Here is a 17,052-nt window from a genome sequence, read left to right as displayed (position 1 = left end):
TGGACGCCGCGTGGGTACTTAGCGCTGTGCGGCGCGGATGCGCTCGACGCGTTCGGCGCTGGCCGGGTGGCTCGACAGGTATGGCGTGCCGCCATCGAGCTTGCCCAGCGCGACAAACACTTGCGCCAGGTGTTCCAGGGGAATGCCGTTCTGGCGCAGCATGGCAATCGCGTAGTCGTCCGCGTCGCGTTCCACGTCGCGCGAATACTTCAGGTCCAGCAGCAACGGCGGCAGGGTCGCCACCACCGTCGAGACGTCGCCGAACAGCAGTGCGGCGCCGGCGCCCACGGCCGAAGTCTGGATGATGCGCCGCGTCAGGTGGCGCTGCTGCAAATGGCCCAGTTCATGCGCGAGCACGCCCATGATGGCTTCGTCGTCCGGCAGCAGTTCGACCATTTCATCGGTCAGCACGATGTCGCCGGACGGCAGGGCAAACGCGTTCGGGCCGATCTTGCTCTTGCGGAACACGATGCGGTGCTCGGGCATGCTGTCGCCAGGCGTGGCCAGGCGGGCGAACTGGGCGCGCAACGCTTGCTGGCGCGCGCCATCGAGCTTGCTGGGGGCGAACACATGGCGGTCCAGCATGTCGAGCACGCCCTGGCCCAGCTGCCGTTCGACGGACTGCGGCAGGGCATACGCCACGCCCTTGGCTGCCAGCGGCAGCAGGTATTGATAGCTGAGCCACAGGGCGACGATGGTGGCCGCCGTGGCCAGCAGGGCGCCGCGCCAGCTTTGCTGCAGCCGCACCACCCAGCCGTCGCGGTGGCCCGTGTCGTGCAGCAGGCTGTTGAAGGCCGCCTGGTCGGCGATTTCCAGGTAGGCGCCGTCGGCAAAGCTGACCTTGCGCACGGCGTGGCTGCTGCGTTCGGACACATGCAGCTCGCCCAGGGGGCAGCTGCGCTCGATGTCGCCGGCCAGCACGGCCTGGCCATCGCGCACGCTGAGCGTCACGTGGTACAGGCGCGAAGTCTGGCCGTCGAAATAGCGCGCGGGCACGGGGGCCGCATCCGGCGCGTGGTGATCGGGCGTCATGCTACAGCGACAGGTCGAAGTCCAGCAGGTCGACCATGCCTTCGCCCGTGGCCGACACTTGCTGGCCCGTGGCGGCGACAAACTCGTCCAGGCTGCCATGCACCAGCATGGATGTCGCTTCCAGGCGGTACTTCAGCCAGCGCACGTGGGCGAATGGCGTAAACAGGCCCAGGGTGACGACGATGCCCAGCAGATTGCTCAGCATGACGAAGGTGGTGCGGCCCCACGTCAGCTGCGACTGGAACTGGTGCTGCAGCAGGCGCGTATGGTTCCAGATCAGGTTCTGGATCATGGTCAGGAACAGCGGCAGCACGGTGAACGCCCACAGGTACAGCGCGCCGACGGCCAGCAGCAGGCTGCCTACCTTGGTGCTGTCATTCGCATTGGCGGCAAACGAGGCGAACACGCCGCCGAAGACGAGGAAAATCAGCACCAGCAGGCCGCCCAGCAGCAGCGCGAAGAACAGCAGATAGGTCTTGTAGAAGCTGCCGACCGTGGCGTCGAAGCTGAAATGGGTGGTGCCGAAACGGCTTTGCGTATGCTGGAAACGCTTCAGGCGCTGGTGCAGGAATGGCGTCATCAAGCCGCCCGTGAAGGTATTCAGGATAGGCAGCCACAGGAAGTACTTGTAGGCTTCCCCGGCGCTGCCGCCAAAGCCGAAGCGGATGCCACGGTAGCTGGTGTTGTACAGTTTGAATTGCAGGCTTTTCCAGACCAGCCAGGGCAGGATGGCGGCCATCAGCACCAGCATGATCAGGCCGACGATGGGCGAGACCTGGAAGGCGATGTTGTAGCCGGCGATCAGCACCACGGCCGCGATGCGGCCTTTCAGGATGGCGACGGCGTTGCCGTGGTATTCGAAGCTGCCGCCCGCCAGGTGGGTGCTCGAGTAAAAATAGCGGTTGCGGCGCACCTTGGCCCAGGCAGAGTAAATGCCCAGGGTGACAATGCTCAGCAGCAGGTTGACGATCCAGATCCGGAAGTATTCGCTGCCGGTGGCGCTGAAGGTGATGGCTTCGCGTTGGGCGCTGTTGTTGTTGACGTCGACATCCACGGGGAAAATCCTTACTTATTGGAAACAAAACAAGATAAGGGAATATGGAATAGTTATCAATTGAAAATACTGTTTTTCGCAATTTCTTTTTGCGCATCTTCATGCGCTGCCCGATCCGGCCGTCCCGGCTATACTGGAACTCAACCATCGCCTAACGGGAAAACCATGATCGTCGTCCACCATCTGAACAATTCGCGCTCGCAGCGCGTGCTCTGGCTGCTCGAGGAACTGGGCCTCGACTACGAGGTCAAGCGCTATCAGCGCGACCCGAAAACCATGCTGGCGCCTGCGTCCTTGAAGGCCGTCCATCCGCTGGGCAAGTCGCCCGTGATCACGGATGGCGCCAACACCGTCGCCGAATCGGGCGCCATCATCGAGTACCTGGTCGAACGCTACGGCAATGGCCGCCTGATACCGGCGGCGGGTACGCCGGACAAGCTGCGCTGGACCTACTGGCTGCATTTCGCGGAAGGCTCGGCCATGCCGCCGCTGCTGCTGAAGCTGGTATTCGACAAGGTCGAATCGTCGCCCATGCCGTTCTTCGTGAAACCGATCGCGCGCGGCATCGCCAGCAAGGTCAAGCACAGCTTCATCTTGCCCAATATCCACAGCCAGCTGGCCTATATGGAAGCGGAACTGGAGAAGGCCAAATGGTTTGCCGGCAATGAATTCACGGCGGCCGACATCCAGATGAGCTTTCCGCTGGAAGCGGCGGCCATGCGCGGCGGACTCGACGAACGCCAGCCCAAGCTGACGGCCTTCCTGCAGCGCATCCATGCGCGCCCGGCGTATCAGCGCGCGTTGGAAAAGGGCGGGCCCTACGATTTCGCCAAATAAGGGGCATTCAAGGCCGATGTGCGGGGAACCATACGGTAAAATGCCCGATTCAACCAGTATCCACTTACCGCATGGCCAGACTCCTCGCTATCGACGGCTTGAATATCGTACGCCGCGTCTACGAAGCCAGTCCTGAACCCGATTCCGACCTGAAGGCGGAGATCGCGCTGCGCCATGCGCTGTCGTCGTTTCGCACCCTCATCAACGACCACGAGCCGACGCACATCCTGCCGGCCTTTGATTTTGGCGGGCCCACCTGGCGCCATGCCCTGTATGCGGGCTACCGCGAAGGGCGCCAGCCCATGCCGCAAGTGCTGCGCGACGCCTTGCCCGGCTTCTATGCCACCCTGGCCAGCTTCGGCATGCATGTGGTCAGCATTCCCGAGGTCGAGGCCGACGACGTGATCGGCACGGCCGTCATGCGCTGGCTGCACGAGGGGCGCGGCGCGGCCGTCATCGCCACCACCGACAAGGATCTGCACGGCCTGATCGCCCACGGCGCGCTCGTGTGGGACCATTTCAAGGGCGTCTGGCACGACCACGCCTGGGTCGAGAAAAAGTTCGGCGTGCCGCCGGAACTGCTGCCCGACCTGCTGGCGCTGATGGGCGACGTCACCGACAGCATTCCCGGCGTGTCGAAGATCGGCCTGAAGACGGGCGCGAAACTGTTGCGCGCCTACGGCAATATCGACGCCGTGATGGCGGGCGCGGGGATTTTGCCCGGCGCGCTGGGCGAAAGCCTGCGAAAAGAGCGGGAAATACTGTATCTTTCAAGAAAGTTGGTAGAACTCAAGACGGACGTGACCCTGGGTGTTACCTGGAACAAGCTGGTATGGGAAAAGTGATCGCCGGCGCAAGACAAGAATAATCAAGCAAGGAAAGTAATCATGATGTTAAAGACAGTCCTGATCGATAGCAGCGCCGTGGCGCGCGGCCTGCTGAACACGGTCCTGACCGATGGCGGCTACGATGTCTGCGGGCAGACGCACACCAGCGCGCTGGGGCTGGCGCTGCTGGTCAAGCACCACCCGCATTTCGTGTGCATCGCGCGCGAGCAGGTGGAAGACGGCAGCAACGTGGTGCAAACCATCCGCGCCCAGTATCCGAAGACGCTGATCTTCATGGTGTCGGGCGGCATCGACGCCGCCTCGCTGCAGGCGGCCCATGCGATGGGCGTGTCGGGCTTCATCGTGAAACCCTTCATGGCCGACACGGTCCTGAAAACCGTGCGCAATACCGTCATTGCCATGGTGCGCAAGCAGCAGGCCCTGGCCGCCGCTGCGCAGGGCAACTCCTAGCTGCCGGCCAAACCTGTGGCGCTGGCGATGATGCCGCCGCCCAGGCACACGTCGCCGTCGTACAGCACGGCCGACTGGCCCGGGGTGACGGCCCATTGGGCCTGGTCGAAGGCCAGGCTGAACAGTTCATTTCCATCCGGCAGCAACTGGCAAGCCACGTCGGCCTGGCGGTAGCGCGTCTTGGCGCTCAAGGCGCCCGCCTGCGGCGCCACACCGGCCACCCAGCTGGCCTGGTCGGCGCTCAAGGCGGGCGACAGCAGCCACGGGTGGTCATGGCCCTGCACCACCCACAAGGTGTTGTTGGCGATATCCTTGCGCGCCACATACCAGGCGTCGCTGCTGCCATCGGCATTCTGGTACGACTTCACGCCGCCGATGCCGATGCCCTTGCGCTGGCCCAGCGTATAGAAACTCAGTCCCACGTGTTCGCCCACCGTCTTGCCGTCCGCCGTTTTCATGGGACCCGGCTTGTACGACAGGTAGCGGTTCAGGAATTCGCGGAACGGGCGTTCGCCGATAAAGCAGATGCCCGTCGAATCCTTCTTCTGCGCGTTCGGCAAACCCAGTTTTTCGGCGATCTGGCGCACTTGCGTCTTCGGGATTTCACCGAGCGGGAACAGGGTTTTCGACAGCTGCGCCTGATTCAAACGGTGCAGGAAGTAGCTCTGGTCCTTGCTGGCGTCGACGGCCTTGAGCAATTCGTAGCGGCCCGCGTCCGTCGGCGCCTGGCGCACGCGCGCATAGTGGCCGGTGGCGATCAGGTCGGCGCCCAGGGTCATGGCGTGGTCGAGGAAGGCCTTGAACTTGATTTCGGCGTTGCACAGCACGTCCGGGTTCGGCGTGCGGCCGGCCTGGTACTCGCGCAGGAAATCGGCGAACACGCGGTCCTTGTATTCGGAGGCGAAATTGACGGCTTCGATATCGACGCCGATGACGTCGGCCACGCTGGCCGCGTCGATCCAGTCCTGGCGCGTGGAGCAGTATTCCGAATCGTCGTCATCTTCCCAGTTTTTCATGAACAGGCCGATGACTTCATAGCCTTGTTCCTTCAGCATCCATGCCGCGACCGAGGAATCGACCCCGCCCGACATGCCGATAACGACTTTCTTCTTGCTCATCTTGCTTTCCAGTTACTTTTAGATAATATTGCTATACGCTATTGAAAACGGACGCATGCGTGTGCAGCAGGGCCAGCGGCGCGCGCCGGCCAGCCAGGTATTCGTCCACGCACTGCAGCACCAGGGGGCTGCGGTGGCGTTCCTGGCACGCGGCCAGCTCGTCGCGCGTCATCCACAGGGTGCGGATGATGCCTTCGTCCAGCGGGCGGTCATGCTCGGCGCCGGCCGTGCCGCAAAAGGTGAAGCGCAAATAGGTCACGTCCTCGCCCGTGCGCAGTGACTGATAGCGCGACATGTACATGCCGACCAGTGCCGTGGGGATGAAATCGTAGGCCGCTTCTTCCAGCGTTTCGCGGATCACCGCCTGCTCCAGCGACTCGAACGGGTCGAGGTGGCCGGCCGGCTGATTCAGCTTGATGCCTTCGCTGGTCTCTTCTTCAATCAGTAAAAACAGGCCGTCGCGCTCGACGATGGCGGCAACGGTGACAGAGGGTTTCCAGATTCTCGGCATGATTCCATCCTTGAAAGAGCCGACATTTTATCTTGTTCTGCGCGCGCGGTTTGAACCCGGCCTTCTGTTGCGCGGACATATTGATAAATGACAACGTTTTAGCAAATAGCGGTGGGAGGTACTTACGTCTTTCCCGGGGAGCGCACTAGCATGGGGGCTTTGGCGGCAAGATGGCAGGAAGCGCCCGCTAATATAGGCTTTCCCTGTGGTCAAAACAAGCGCGCACGCACGCTCGACTGTGGTGAGATTGACACAACTTTCCCACAATATGGTCGCCGCGCCGCATGGTGAAACGAATCGGGGGATGCTGGTGGAATTAGTGTCGTACGACTAAAAGTTGCTGGTTCACAAACGTTTAACGCGCTGCTTTCCGTGTTAGATTCTAGTCAGTTTATCAATTAGCGGAGGCATCATGAGGATAGGCATACCGGCCGAAACACGGCCTGGTGAAACACGGGTGGCAGCAACGCCCGAGACAGTCAAGAAACTGGCAGCCAAACATCAAGTCGTCGTGCAGTCGGGAGCGGGCCTGCAGGCCTCGATTCCCGACGATGCGTATGCCGCCGCCGGCGCGCAGATCGGTAGCGCCCAGGAAGCCTATGGCTGCGCCATCGTGCTCAAGGTGCGCGCGCCCGATGCCGGTGAACGTGCCCTGATGGCCAGCGGCACGGTGCTGATCGGCATGTTGAACCCGTTTGACGCGGACAATATCGCCGCCATGGCCACGGCCGGGCTGTCCGCCTTCGCCCTGGAAGCCGTGCCGCGCATCACGCGCGCCCAGTCGATGGACGTGCTGTCGTCGCAGGCGAACATCGCCGGCTACAAGGCCGTGCTGGTGGCGGCCAATACCTACCAGCGCTTCATGCCCATGCTGATGACGGCGGCCGGCACCGTGAAGGCGGCCCGCGTGCTGATCATGGGCGTGGGCGTGGCAGGCTTGCAGGCGATCGCCACGGCCAAGCGCCTGGGCGCCGTCATCGAGGCGTCCGACGTGCGCCCGCCCGTCAAGGAACAGGTGGAATCCCTGGGCGCCAAGTTTCTCGACGTGCCGTTCCTGACCGATGAAGAAAAGGAAATCGCCAAGGGCTCGGGCGGCTATGCGCGCGCCATGCCGGCCGACTGGATGCGCCGCCAGGCCGAACTGGTGCACGAACGGGCGAAGCTGGCCGACATCATCATCACCACCGCCCTGATTCCCGGCCGCGCCGCGCCCGTGCTGATTTCCGAAGAAACGGTGAAGGCCATGAAGCCGGGTTCCGTCATCGTCGACCTGGCCGTGGAGCAGGGCGGCAACTGCCCCCTGTCCGAACTGGGCAAGACGGTGCTCAAGCATGGCGTGTATATCGTGGGCGAGCCGAACCTGGCGACCCTGGTGGCGGCCGATGCCTCGGCCCTGTACGCGCGCAACGTGCTGGACTTTTTAAAGCTCATCATCGACAAGGACGACCAGCTGCTGATCGACCGCGAGGATGAAATCATCAAGGCCAGCCTGGTGTGCGCGGACAGCGCGATCTTGCGCAAGTAAGTTACGCCACCAAGCTACGCAACCAAGCTACGAAAATCACGCGGCACCGGGAGAGAACCACATCATGGAAATCAGTCACACCATCATTAACCTGATCATCTTCGTGCTGGCCATTTATGTCGGCTACCACGTCGTCTGGACCGTCACGCCGGCGCTGCACACGCCGCTGATGGCCGTTACCAATGCCATTTCCGCCATCATCATCGTCGGCGCCATGCTGGCGGCCGGCCTGACGGAAGGCCCGCTGGCGCAGGCGGCCGGCACCCTGGCCGTGGCGCTGGCCGCCGTCAACGTGTTTGGCGGCTTCCTCGTCACGCAGCGCATGCTCGAGATGTTCCGCAAAAAAGAACCGAAGGCCAAGCAAGGAGCAAAAGAATGAGTCATGCCATGAGCTTCGTCACCATGAACCTGGTGACGATGATGTACCTGATCGCCTCGGTGTGCTTCATCCAGGCCTTGAAAGGGCTGTCGTCGCCGTCGACGGCGCGCCGCGGCAATGCCTTCGGCATGAGCGGCATGGCGATTGCCGCCGTCACCACCGTGGCGCTGATCCTGAAACTGAAGGAGCAGCAGACGGGCGGGATGGGCCTGACCCTGGTCGTCATCGGCATCGTCACGGGCGGCGCCATCGGCGCCTACCTGGCGAAAACCGTGGAAATGACGAAGATGCCGGAACTGGTGGCGGCCATGCATTCGCTGATCGGCCTGGCGGCCGTCTGCATTGCCGTGGCGGCCGTGTCCGAGCCGTGGGCCTTCAATATCGCCAAGCACGGCGAGGCGCTGCCCATCGGTAACCGCTTCGAGCTGTTCATCGGCACCTTTGTCGGCGCCATCACCTTCTCCGGTTCGGTGATCGCCTTCGGCAAGCTGTCGGGCAAATACAAGTTCCGCCTGTTCCAGGGCGCGCCCGTCAGCTTCAAGGGCCAGCACATGCTCAACCTGGTGCTGGCGCTGGTGATGATCGCCCTGGGCCTGGTGTTCTGCTTTGCCGACGGGGTGGAACCGGCGTGGACGCCGTTCATCGTCATGGCCGTCATCGCGTTTGCGCTGGGCGTGCTGATCATCATCCCCATCGGCGGCGCCGACATGCCGGTGGTGGTGTCCATGCTCAACAGCTACTCGGGCTGGGCTGCGGCCGGCATCGGGTTTTCGCTGAATAACTCGATGCTGATCATCGCCGGCTCGCTCGTCGGCTCCTCGGGCGCGATCCTGTCGTACATCATGTGCAAGGCGATGAACCGCTCGTTCTTCAACGTCATCCTCGGCGGCTTCGGCGGCGATACGCCGGCGGCTGGCGTGGCCGGCGCGCAGGAGCAGCGTCCCGTGAAATCGGGTTCGGCCGACGATGCCGCCTTCATCATGGGCAATGCGGAAACCGTCATCATCGTGCCCGGCTACGGCCTGGCCGTGGCGCGCGCGCAGCACTCGCTGAAGGAACTGGTGGAAAAGCTCACGCACAAGGGCGTCACCGTCAAGTATGCGATCCACCCCGTGGCGGGGCGCATGCCGGGCCACATGAACGTGCTGCTGGCCGAGGCGGAAGTGCCGTACGACCAGGTCTTCGAGATGGAAGACATCAACGGCGAATTCGGCCAGACGGACGTGGTGCTGGTGCTGGGCGCGAATGACGTGGTGAACCCGGCGGCGAAGGACCCGAAATCGCCGATCGCCGGCATGCCGATCCTGGAAGCGTATAAAGCCAAGAGCATCATCGTCAACAAGCGCTCGATGGCGTCCGGCTATGCGGGCCTGGACAACGACCTGTTCTACCAGCCGAACACGATGATGGTGTTTGGCGATGCGAAGAAGGTGATCGAGGATATGCTGAAGGCCGTCGAGTAAGGCCCTCCCTTGCGTCAACGAAGATGGCCCGCCTTGCGCGGGCCGTTTTTTATGGGACGGCCGGCGCCGCAATGACCTGGTTGCGGCCCTGGTGCTTGGCCGCATACAGGGCCTTGTCGGCATCGGACATGGCCGCGTCCAGGCTGGCGCCGGCCATCAGGGACGCCACGCCGATGCTGATGGTGACCTGCAGCTGGCGGCCATCGGGCAGGGGGGTGATGGCGGCGGCCACGGCTGCGCGGATGCGTTCGGCCACCTGGTGTGCCTGCTGCAGGGTCGCGTCGGGGAACAGCAGGCCGAATTCCTCGCCGCCCAGGCGCGCGGCCACGTCGGTGATGCGTCCCGTGTCGCGCAGCACCTGCGCCACCGTGCGCAGCACGGCGTCGCCCACGGCATGGCCATGGCGGTCGTTGATCTTCTTGAAATGGTCGAGGTCGGCCACGCCCACGGTCAGTGCGGCGCCGCTGCGCGCCGCGCGCGCCATCGCCTGCTCGGCCTGCGCTTCATAGGCGCGCCGGTTGGGCAGCGACGTCAGCGCATCGTGCAGCGCCTGCTGTTCCAGCTGCGCCAGCAGGCTGGCGTTTTTTGCCGCCAGTTCGCGCCGTTCGCGCACGTCGAGCAGGAAGGCGCCGAAATAGCGCAGGCCATCGACCACGCCCAGGTCCAGCGCCTTCATCTCGATGGGGATCATTTGCGTGTCGCGGTGGCGGATGGCGAATTCGCGTATCTTGCCCAGCACGCTGGAGGTGCGCGAGCTGCGGATGTAGTTGATCACGTGGTTGTCGTGCTGCGCGCTGACGGCGTCGGGCAGCAGGCCGTTCAGGGTCTGGCCCAGCAGTTCTCCGCTGGCATAGCCCGACAAGGCCTGCATGGCGCCATTGATATAGCGGATGCGGCACTGCTCGTCGATGATGATGACGGCGTCGAGGGCGTCTTCCAGCAGGCGGGAAAAAAGGACTTCGGGAAGAGCGGCAGGCGGTGCTGCGGGCAATGCATCTGTCATGGAACGGTCGCCAAAAGCCAGGTGACAGCCATTGTCGCATCCGCGGGCCGTTTACTCCATGCCCGATATCCCGCCTGTTTCTTTTTCGCCCGTGCTCTTTCCTTATTGTCAAGAATCAGCGGCGGCCGTACATCATCAGTTCCGCCAGGCCTTTGCGGGCCGGGCGGAAGGCGTCCAGCAGGCCCAGCGACAGGCCCAGCAAGCCCTGCGCAGGGGTGCTGCCCGTGAAAATGCGCGCCATGGTGTCGGTCACGCGCACGGTCAGTCCCCGGTCGCCCTGGCGCAGGCTGGCGTAGCGTTCCAGCGCGGCGGGGCTGGCATCTTGCGCCAGCACGCGGGCCAGCACGGCGGCGTCGCGCAAGCCCAGGTTCAGGCCCTGTCCCGCCACCGGGTGCAGGGTTTGCGCCGCATTGCCGATGGCCACCGTGCGCGCCGTGCCGCCCGCCTGCGCGTTCAGGCCCAGCGGATAGGCCAGGCGCGCCGTCGTGTGGGTGAAGCGTCCCAGGCGGCTGCCGAAGGCGGCGCCCAGGCGCGCCAGGAAGGCCGCGTCGTCGAGCGCCAGCAATTGCTCGGCGCGCGTGGGCGGCACGCACCACACCAGCGCGTAGCCGTCGTCCTGCGGCAGCAGGGCCAGCGGGCCTTCGTCGGTGAAGCGCTCGTACGCGCGGTGGGCGATGGGGCTACTTGTGCGCACATGGGCAATGATGGCGCTTTGGCCATAATCGCGGCTGACGGCGCGTTCCTGCTGCTGGCCGAACAGGCCGCCCTCGGCCTGCACCAGCAGGCTGGCGCGCAGGGTTGACGAGGCGCCTTCTTGTTCGATCTGCACGCTCACGCCGTCGGCGTCCTCCACGCTGCCCGTGACCAGCGCCGGGCGCAGGCTGGCCACGCCCAGGCGTTCGCAGACGTCGGCCAGCGCGCTGACGACGGCGCCGTAACGGGCTACATAGCCGAGCGCCTCGACGCCATGCTCGCTGCGGTCCATCAGGCTGCGCCCGAACTGGCCGCGGCGCGAGACGTGGATCTGGTGGATGGGCGTCGCTTCCACGGGCCAGGCGCCCGCTTCCTCGAGAATCTGGCGGCTGCCGTGCGACAGCGCGATGGTGCGCGGGTCGCGCCTGGCCTGTTCGATGGACTTGGCGTCGAGCAGGGCGATGCCGGCGGCGCGGCTGCCCCGCTGCACCAGCAGGGCGGCCAGCGCCATGCCGACGGGGCCGGCGCCGCAGATGGCGAGATCGAAAGTGGACGGTGTATGCATGCGGCGGCGTTAATCCTGTGACATCAGTTGTTCGATTTCAGCGACGCTCCTGGGCGCCGTGCTGAAGACTTCATGGCCTTGCGGCGTGACCAGCACATCGTCTTCGATGCGGATGCCGGTGTGCCAGAACTGTTCCGGCACGCCCGCGCCGGGGCGCACGTAGATGCCCGGCTCCACCGTCAGCACCATGCCTGCTTCCAGTGCGCGCCACGGCTTGCCGGGCGCGCCCGTGTCGCGGTAGGCGCCCACGTCGTGCACATCCATGCCCAGCCAGTGGCTGGTGCCGTGCATGTAGAAAGGCAGGTAGGCCTTGTCGGCGATGACGTCCTGCACGCCGCCGTTCTTTTGCCGGTCCAGCAGCTGTAAATCCAGCATGCCCTGCGCCAGCACCTGCACGGCCGCCTCGTGGATGGCGCTGTGCGGCAAGCCGGGGCGCACCATGTCCAGCGCCGCCTGCTGCGCGGCCAGCACCAGCTCATACAGGTCCCGCTGCGCGGGGCTGAAGCGGCCGTTGACGGGCCAGGTGCGCGTGATGTCGGAGGCGTAGCCATCGAGTTCGCAGCCCGCGTCGATCAGCACCAGTTCGCCCTCTTTCAGGAGCGCGTTGTTGGCGCTGTAATGCAGGATGCAGGCATTGTCGCCGCCGGCCACGATGGAGGAATACGCGGGAAATTGCGCGCCGCTGCGGCGGAATTCATACAGCAGCTCCGCTTCCAGCGCATATTCGTGCATGCCGGGCCGCGTGGCGCGCATGGCGCGCACGTGGGCCGCGCTGGAAATGGCGGCCGCGCGGCGCATCAGGCCCTGTTCTTGCGGGTCTTTCAGCAGGCGCATGGCGTCGAGCATGCCGCTGATGTCATGCGCGATGGACGGCGCCGTGATGCCGCTGCGGGCTTTTTGCCGCACATTGTGCAGCCAGACCTTCACCTGCGCATCGAGGCTGCCGCCCAGCGCATAGTAGATGGCGGGGGCGTCGGCCAGCAGGCGGCCCATTTCCACGTCGAGTTCCTCGATGGGGAAGGCGCTGTCAAAACCGAAGGTGAGGCGCGCCGCCTCGGGGCCGTGCCGAAAGCCGTCCCAGATTTCGCGCTCCGTGTTCTTGGCGCGGCAAAACAGGATGGCGCGCGCGGGCGCGGTGGCGCTGGCGGCCACCAGCGCCACGGCGCTGTCGGGTTCCGTAAAACCGCTGAGGTAATAGAAAGAGCTGTCGTGGCGGTACGGATAGTCGCAATCGCTGTTGCGCGGCACTTCGGGCGCCGTGGCGAGGATGGCGACGCTGCCGGGCAGCATCTGCGCCAGCAGTGCGGCGCGCCGTGCCGCGTAGTTGGCCATCATGCCGCAGGCGCCTTCGGGCTGGCGACGCCGTTGAGGGCGTCGAGCTGCGCCGGCGTGCCCACATTCGTCCACTCGCCCGGATAGACTTCGCCGCCCACGCGGCCCTGGTCCGCGTAGCGGCGCAGCAAATCGCCCAGTTTGGCGTGGCTGCCCGGCGTGATGCCGTCGAACATCTCGGGACGGTACACGCCGATATTGGCGAAGGTCCACTTGGTTTCGTCCGTATTGTTGATCGCGAACAAGGTCAGGCCGAAGTCGCCCTGCGGATGGAAGTCGGGATTGGGCACCAGGTAGGTCCAGGCGATGTCGCGCTGGTCGGCCGGATACGGCGTGCCCAGCACATCCTTGTCGGCCAGCACGTCGAGCACTTGCTTGAAATCAAAATAGGGGCAATAGATGTCGCCGGAAATGGCGAGGAACGGTTCCTCACCCAGCAGGTGGCGCGCCTGGGCGATGCCGCCCGCCGTTTCCAGCGGCGTGCTTTCCGACGAATACGCGATGCGCGCGCCGTACGCGCTGCCGTCGCCCAGGGTTTCCTCGATCAGGTGGCCCAGGTGGGAATGGTTGATGACGATCTCCGTGATGCCGGCGCGCACCAGGTTCAGCACATGCCAGACGATCAGCGGACGGCCGCGCACTTTCAGCAGCGGTTTGGGACAGGTATCGGTGAGCGGACGCATCCGTTCACCGCGGCCTGCGGCAAAGATCATGGCTTTCATGGTGGAACTCGTTTTCTGTGCAATAAGTGAAAGGCGGGGCCGTGGCCCCGCAGCGGACGGGTCAGGTGCGCCGATCAAAAAGTGTAGCCGACTTGCGGCGTCTTGTTTTCCAGGGCATCGAGCAAACGCACCAGCGGCTTGAGTTCCGTGTAGCGGTTGGCCGTCTTGCGCACGTAGTCGAGCACGGTCGGCAGGTCGCCCATGTACAGGTCCTTGCCGTCGCGGTAGTTCAGGCGCGCGAACAGGCCGAGGATTTTCAGGTGGCGCTGCAGGGCCGTGAATTCGAAATCGCGGTAGAAGGCGTCGATGTCGGGATTCACTGGCAAGCCCAGCTGCTTGGCGCGCTGCCAGTAGCGGATCACCCAGTCGAGTACCAGTTCTTCATCCCACTGGATGTAGGCGTCGCGCAGCAGCGAGGCGATGTCGTAGGTGACGGGCCCGAAGACGGCGTCCTGGAAGTCGAGGATGCCGGGATTGGGGATGGAACCATCGTTGATGTGCATCAAATTGCGCGAATGGTAGTCGCGGTGCATGAAGACTTGTTGCTGCGACAAGATGTTCGCCGTGATGGCTTCGAAGACCTTGTCCAGCTGGGTCTGTTGCACATCTGTCAAGGTGGCGCCCAGGTGCTTGCCGATAAACCATTCCGGGAACAGATTCATTTCGCGCAGGATGAAGGCGCGGTCGAATTCGGGCAAGACGTCGGGCTGGCTGGCCAGCTGGATTTTCATCAAGGATTCCAGCGCTTCGGCGTACAGCACGCTGGCATTGTCGTGGTTCAGCGCGTCCAGATAGGTGGTCGTGCCCAGGTCGGAGAGCAGCAGGAAGCCATTGTCCAGGTCTTGCGCGATGATCTCGGGCACGGAGACGCCGGCGCCTTTCAGCAAGCCGGCCACCTTGACGAAGGCGGGCACGTTTTCGCGCTCGGGCGGCGCATCCATGGCAATTAATGTACTTCCTGGCAATGTTGTATTGCCTGGCAGTACGTCGAGACGGTAGTAGCGGCGGAAGCTGGCATCGCTGGAAGCGGGGCGGGCAGAATCGGGCGCGACGAGGTTAAGCGAGGTCAACCAGGCTTTCAACAGGGTCAGGCGAGCGTCGGCCTGGGCCGGCGCGGTGGAGGAATTGGAAGAGAATGACATTAAGCGGCCTGTGGAATCGGGTTGATGGTGCAGATTCCCATATAATAAGGGATTCAAATCAAAAAATCGCCTGTCAATGGTGCTTGCCCCTTCCAATTCATGAGCTGGTTTTCGGCCTCCCCCCCTTCGCAGCGCTGGGCTTTCGCCATCAGCGCGCTCGTCGCCGCCACGACGGTGCCTGTCCACGCCCAGAAAGCACCGCGTCCCGTGCATGTGGAAGATCCCGACGCGCCCACCGTCATGACGGCGAACAGCATGAACGGACGGCCGGAAAGGGAGATCAATCTCGACAAAAATGTCGTGATTGAGCGCGGAAAAACCACAAAAATGACGGCCGATACAGCTTGTTACAAACAAGTTGAAGATCAGTTCGATGCCGAGGGCCATATCAAGATGTGGCGTTTCGGCGATTACTACACGGGCGACGTGCTGAAGCTGAACATGGAGACCGGCAAAGGTTTCCTGCTCAACCCGACGTACCGTTTCGAAGTGGGCGGCGGCCAGGGCAAGGCCGAGCGCGTCGACTTCATCAACCCCGACGAAGCCAACGTCATCGACGGCACGTACAGTACCTGCGAAGGGCCGAATCCCGACTGGTACCTGAAATCGAGCACCTTGAACCTCGATACGGGCCGCGACGTGGGCACGGGCAGCAAGACCATCATCTATTTCAAGGACGTGCCTATCCTGGGCACGCCCGGCATCTCGTTTTCGCTGTCGGGCGCGCGCCGCTCGGGCTGGCTGGCGCCCACGCCGGGCTTTGCCTCGAAGAACGGTTTCGAGCTGCTGGTGCCGTATTACCTGAACATCGCGCCAAACCGCGACCTGACCCTGTTCCCCCGCTACATACAACGGCGCGGCATCCAACTCGGTGCGGCGGGCCGCTACATGGGCGAGACGGATGCCGGTCTGTACAGCGGTGAAACGTCGTTTGAGTTCTTGCCTAACGACAAGCAAACCAAGACCAACCGCTACCTGATCAAGTCCAAGCATGAGCAGGCGCTGGCCAAGGGCTGGACCTATAGCTGGGACCTGCGCGACGCATCGGATAATAATTACCCCAACGATTTCTCGAAAACCGTCGCTTCCGCCACCGAGCGCCAGTTGCTGCGCGAATTGCGCACCGATTACCGCACCGAAGACTGGAGCCTGACGGCGCGCGTGCAGAATTACCAGGTGCTGCAGGATCCCGATCCCACGGTGACCGTGCCGCGTCCGTATGACCGCTTGCCGGCGGTGAACTTCCACGCTGGAAAATATGACGTCTGGGGCGGCTTCGACTGGACTTTCGATGCGGAAGCGACGCGCTTTGCCCATCCGACCCAGGTGCAAGGGTCGCGCCTCGTGGCCGTGCCGCAGGTGAGTTTCCCCATCGTCCGTCCCGGCTACTTCGTCACGCCCAAGCTGATGCTCAATGCCAGCGCGTATCAGCTCGACAACGACGCCAGGACCAAGGCGCTGCTGTTCAATACGACCTCGTTTACGCGCGCCGTGCCCACCTTCTCGGTCGACAGCGGCCTGGTGTTTGAACGCGACACGAACCTGTTTGGCGCCAAGGGCGGCACGCAAACCCTGGAACCGCGCCTGTTCTACGTCTACACGCCGTACCGCGACCAGTCGCAGTTCCCGAAATTCGATACGGCCGACGGCACCTTCAACCTGACGCAGATCTTCACGGAAAACCGGTTTGTCGGCAGCGACCGCATCGGCGACGCCAACCAGGTGACGGCCGCCCTGGTCTCGCGTTTCCTGCAGGCAGATGGCACGGAACGCATGCGCCTGACCTTCGGCCAGCGTTTCTACTTTGCCGACCAGCGCGTGCAGCTCAATTCGACCACGCCCGTCAACCAGTCGCGTTCGGATATCCTGCTGGCCGCGACGGGCCGCGTGTCCGAGACTTGGACCGCCGACAGCCTGGTGCAGTACAATCCCAGCGATCGCCAGTTGATGAACTACAACTACACCTTGCAGTATCAGCCTGGTGCCAAGAAAGTATTGAATTTCAGCAACCGTTTCCAGCGTGGCGATGCTGGTTGGCGCAATGCGGAAGTATCGACGCAATGGCCGCTGACGGACCGCCTGTATGGCGTGGGCCGCATCAGTTATTCCTTGAAGAATCGCAGCATGCTGGAAAGCCTGGTCGGCCTGGAATACAAGGGCGACTGCTGGGTCTTCCGCATGGGGGCGCAGCGTTTCGTGACGACGTCCAATACGGTCTCGACGCCGATCTTCTTCCAGCTGGAACTGACGGGGCTGTCGAATGGCCTGGGCCTGGGCGCGAATGGCCTGGAAACATTTACAAAAACCATCCCTGGTTATCAGGCACTGAGCCAGCCACTCCGTTAAGATAGGCACCGTTGCCGCCGCCGGCGTTCCCG

16 protein-coding genes are annotated in these 17,052 nt (G+C 63.7%); 7 read left to right on the top strand and 9 right to left on the bottom strand.

Annotated features, from left to right (window positions below; translation table 11 throughout):
• Window positions 1–18 precede the first annotated feature (18 nt).
• The gene (locus tag GCN75_RS08470; protein ID WP_152282157.1) at window positions 19–1,032 is read right to left on the bottom strand and encodes a M48 family metallopeptidase; all 1,014 of its coding nucleotides are present in this window, start codon (window positions 1,030–1,032) and stop codon (window positions 19–21) included.
• 1 nt (window position 1,033) lies between these two features.
• Window positions 1,034–2,086 (bottom strand): YjgN family protein, encoded by a 1,053-nt coding sequence (locus GCN75_RS08465; RefSeq protein ID WP_226941200.1) that lies wholly within the window; start codon window positions 2,084–2,086, stop codon window positions 1,034–1,036.
• Between the two features lie 165 nt (window positions 2,087–2,251).
• Here GCN75_RS08465 and GCN75_RS08460 point away from each other — a divergent pair, with 165 nt between their 5' ends.
• From GCN75_RS08460 to GCN75_RS08450, 3 genes are all read left to right on the top strand, one after another.
• Complete coding sequence (locus tag GCN75_RS08460) at window positions 2,252–2,923, top strand: glutathione S-transferase (protein WP_152282155.1); 672 nt, start codon at window positions 2,252–2,254, stop codon at window positions 2,921–2,923.
• 71 nt (window positions 2,924–2,994) lie between these two features.
• Window positions 2,995–3,768, top strand: a complete 774-nt coding sequence (locus GCN75_RS08455; RefSeq protein ID WP_034745632.1) for a 5'-3' exonuclease — start codon at window positions 2,995–2,997, stop codon at window positions 3,766–3,768.
• Window positions 3,769–3,813: 45 nt separating this feature from the next.
• Window positions 3,814–4,221 (top strand): response regulator, encoded by a 408-nt coding sequence (locus GCN75_RS08450; RefSeq protein ID WP_034779039.1) that lies wholly within the window; start codon window positions 3,814–3,816, stop codon window positions 4,219–4,221.
• Here GCN75_RS08450 and mnmA read toward each other — a convergent pair.
• Both mnmA and GCN75_RS08440 read right to left on the bottom strand, forming a co-directional pair.
• Window positions 4,218–5,339 carry a tRNA 2-thiouridine(34) synthase MnmA gene (gene mnmA / locus GCN75_RS08445; protein ID WP_152282154.1) on the bottom strand — a complete coding sequence of 374 codons (1,122 nt, stop codon included), beginning with the start codon at window positions 5,337–5,339 and terminating at the stop codon, window positions 4,218–4,220. The genes GCN75_RS08450 and mnmA overlap by 4 nt on opposite strands.
• Window positions 5,340–5,370: 31 nt before the next feature.
• Window positions 5,371–5,850 carry an NUDIX hydrolase gene (locus tag GCN75_RS08440; protein WP_152282153.1) on the bottom strand — a complete coding sequence of 160 codons (480 nt, stop codon included), beginning with the start codon at window positions 5,848–5,850 and terminating at the stop codon, window positions 5,371–5,373.
• 412 nt (window positions 5,851–6,262) lie between these two features.
• Here GCN75_RS08440 and GCN75_RS08435 point away from each other — a divergent pair, with 412 nt between their 5' ends.
• From GCN75_RS08435 to GCN75_RS08425, 3 genes are all read left to right on the top strand, one after another.
• Complete coding sequence (locus GCN75_RS08435; RefSeq protein ID WP_152254821.1) at window positions 6,263–7,375, top strand: Re/Si-specific NAD(P)(+) transhydrogenase subunit alpha; 1,113 nt, start codon at window positions 6,263–6,265, stop codon at window positions 7,373–7,375.
• Between the two features lie 64 nt (window positions 7,376–7,439).
• Window positions 7,440–7,754, top strand: a complete 315-nt coding sequence (locus tag GCN75_RS08430; RefSeq protein ID WP_152254822.1) for an NAD(P) transhydrogenase subunit alpha — start codon at window positions 7,440–7,442, stop codon at window positions 7,752–7,754.
• 8 nt (window positions 7,755–7,762) lie between these two features.
• Window positions 7,763–9,217: an NAD(P)(+) transhydrogenase (Re/Si-specific) subunit beta gene (locus tag GCN75_RS08425; RefSeq protein ID WP_152282214.1), complete on the top strand. Its 1,455-nt coding sequence runs from the start codon at window positions 7,763–7,765 to the stop codon at window positions 9,215–9,217.
• 49 nt (window positions 9,218–9,266) lie between these two features.
• On the opposite strand, the gene GCN75_RS08420 is transcribed toward GCN75_RS08425, so the two are convergent.
• The 5 genes from GCN75_RS08420 to GCN75_RS08400 all read right to left on the bottom strand — a co-directional run bounded on the left by GCN75_RS08420 (window position 9,267) and on the right by GCN75_RS08400 (window position 14,674).
• Window positions 9,267–10,220 (bottom strand): GGDEF domain-containing protein, encoded by a 954-nt coding sequence (locus tag GCN75_RS08420; protein WP_152282152.1) that lies wholly within the window; start codon window positions 10,218–10,220, stop codon window positions 9,267–9,269.
• Window positions 10,221–10,335: 115 nt separating this feature from the next.
• Entirely contained in the window at window positions 10,336–11,478 is a 1,143-nt protein-coding gene (locus GCN75_RS08415) for a UbiH/UbiF/VisC/COQ6 family ubiquinone biosynthesis hydroxylase (protein ID WP_152282151.1), read from the bottom strand.
• Window positions 11,479–11,487: 9 nt separating this feature from the next.
• On the bottom strand, window positions 11,488–12,810 hold the full coding sequence (locus GCN75_RS08410) for an aminopeptidase P N-terminal domain-containing protein (RefSeq protein WP_193317424.1): 1,323 nt from the start codon (window positions 12,808–12,810) through the stop codon (window positions 11,488–11,490).
• Complete coding sequence (gene murU, locus GCN75_RS08405; protein ID WP_152282149.1) at window positions 12,810–13,532, bottom strand: N-acetylmuramate alpha-1-phosphate uridylyltransferase MurU; 723 nt, start codon at window positions 13,530–13,532, stop codon at window positions 12,810–12,812. Before murU ends, GCN75_RS08410 begins: the two co-directional genes overlap by 1 nt.
• A gap of 74 nt (window positions 13,533–13,606) precedes the next feature.
• Entirely contained in the window at window positions 13,607–14,674 is a 1,068-nt protein-coding gene (locus GCN75_RS08400) for an aminoglycoside phosphotransferase family protein (RefSeq protein ID WP_152282148.1), read from the bottom strand.
• A gap of 99 nt (window positions 14,675–14,773) precedes the next feature.
• Between GCN75_RS08400 and GCN75_RS08395 the strand changes: the two genes are divergently transcribed.
• The gene (locus GCN75_RS08395) at window positions 14,774–17,020 is read left to right on the top strand and encodes an LPS-assembly protein LptD (RefSeq protein ID WP_152282147.1); all 2,247 of its coding nucleotides are present in this window, start codon (window positions 14,774–14,776) and stop codon (window positions 17,018–17,020) included.
• Window positions 17,021–17,052 lie beyond the last annotated feature (32 nt).

It is taken from the genome of Janthinobacterium violaceinigrum, from assembly GCF_009208555.1.
Lineage (GTDB): Bacteria > Pseudomonadota > Gammaproteobacteria > Burkholderiales > Burkholderiaceae_D > Janthinobacterium > Janthinobacterium violaceinigrum.
The sequence above is the reverse complement of the archived record's forward strand: the minus strand, read 5'-3'. Positions and strand labels throughout refer to the sequence as shown.

Coding starts and splice junctions, on each gene's coding strand:
- murU (WP_152282149.1), bottom strand. CDS start 13,532: ATGAAAGCCATGATCTTTGCCGCAGGCCGCGGTGAACGGATGCGTCCG.
- GCN75_RS08415 (WP_152282151.1), bottom strand. CDS start 11,478: ATGCATACACCGTCCACTTTCGATCTCGCCATCTGCGGCGCCGGCCCC.
- GCN75_RS08410 (WP_193317424.1), bottom strand. CDS start 12,810: ATGGCCAACTACGCGGCACGGCGCGCCGCACTGCTGGCGCAGATGCTG.
- GCN75_RS08430 (WP_152254822.1), top strand. CDS start 7,440: ATGGAAATCAGTCACACCATCATTAACCTGATCATCTTCGTGCTGGCC.
- mnmA (WP_152282154.1), bottom strand. CDS start 5,339: ATGAGCAAGAAGAAAGTCGTTATCGGCATGTCGGGCGGGGTCGATTCC.
- GCN75_RS08420 (WP_152282152.1), bottom strand. CDS start 10,220: ATGACAGATGCATTGCCCGCAGCACCGCCTGCCGCTCTTCCCGAAGTC.
- GCN75_RS08460 (WP_152282155.1), top strand. CDS start 2,252: ATGATCGTCGTCCACCATCTGAACAATTCGCGCTCGCAGCGCGTGCTC.
- GCN75_RS08425 (WP_152282214.1), top strand. CDS start 7,763: ATGAGCTTCGTCACCATGAACCTGGTGACGATGATGTACCTGATCGCC.
- GCN75_RS08400 (WP_152282148.1), bottom strand. CDS start 14,674: ATGTCATTCTCTTCCAATTCCTCCACCGCGCCGGCCCAGGCCGACGCT.
- GCN75_RS08435 (WP_152254821.1), top strand. CDS start 6,263: ATGAGGATAGGCATACCGGCCGAAACACGGCCTGGTGAAACACGGGTG.
- GCN75_RS08470 (WP_152282157.1), bottom strand. CDS start 1,032: ATGACGCCCGATCACCACGCGCCGGATGCGGCCCCCGTGCCCGCGCGC.
- GCN75_RS08395 (WP_152282147.1), top strand. CDS start 14,774: ATGAGCTGGTTTTCGGCCTCCCCCCCTTCGCAGCGCTGGGCTTTCGCC.
- GCN75_RS08440 (WP_152282153.1), bottom strand. CDS start 5,850: ATGCCGAGAATCTGGAAACCCTCTGTCACCGTTGCCGCCATCGTCGAG.
- GCN75_RS08450 (WP_034779039.1), top strand. CDS start 3,814: ATGTTAAAGACAGTCCTGATCGATAGCAGCGCCGTGGCGCGCGGCCTG.
- GCN75_RS08455 (WP_034745632.1), top strand. CDS start 2,995: ATGGCCAGACTCCTCGCTATCGACGGCTTGAATATCGTACGCCGCGTC.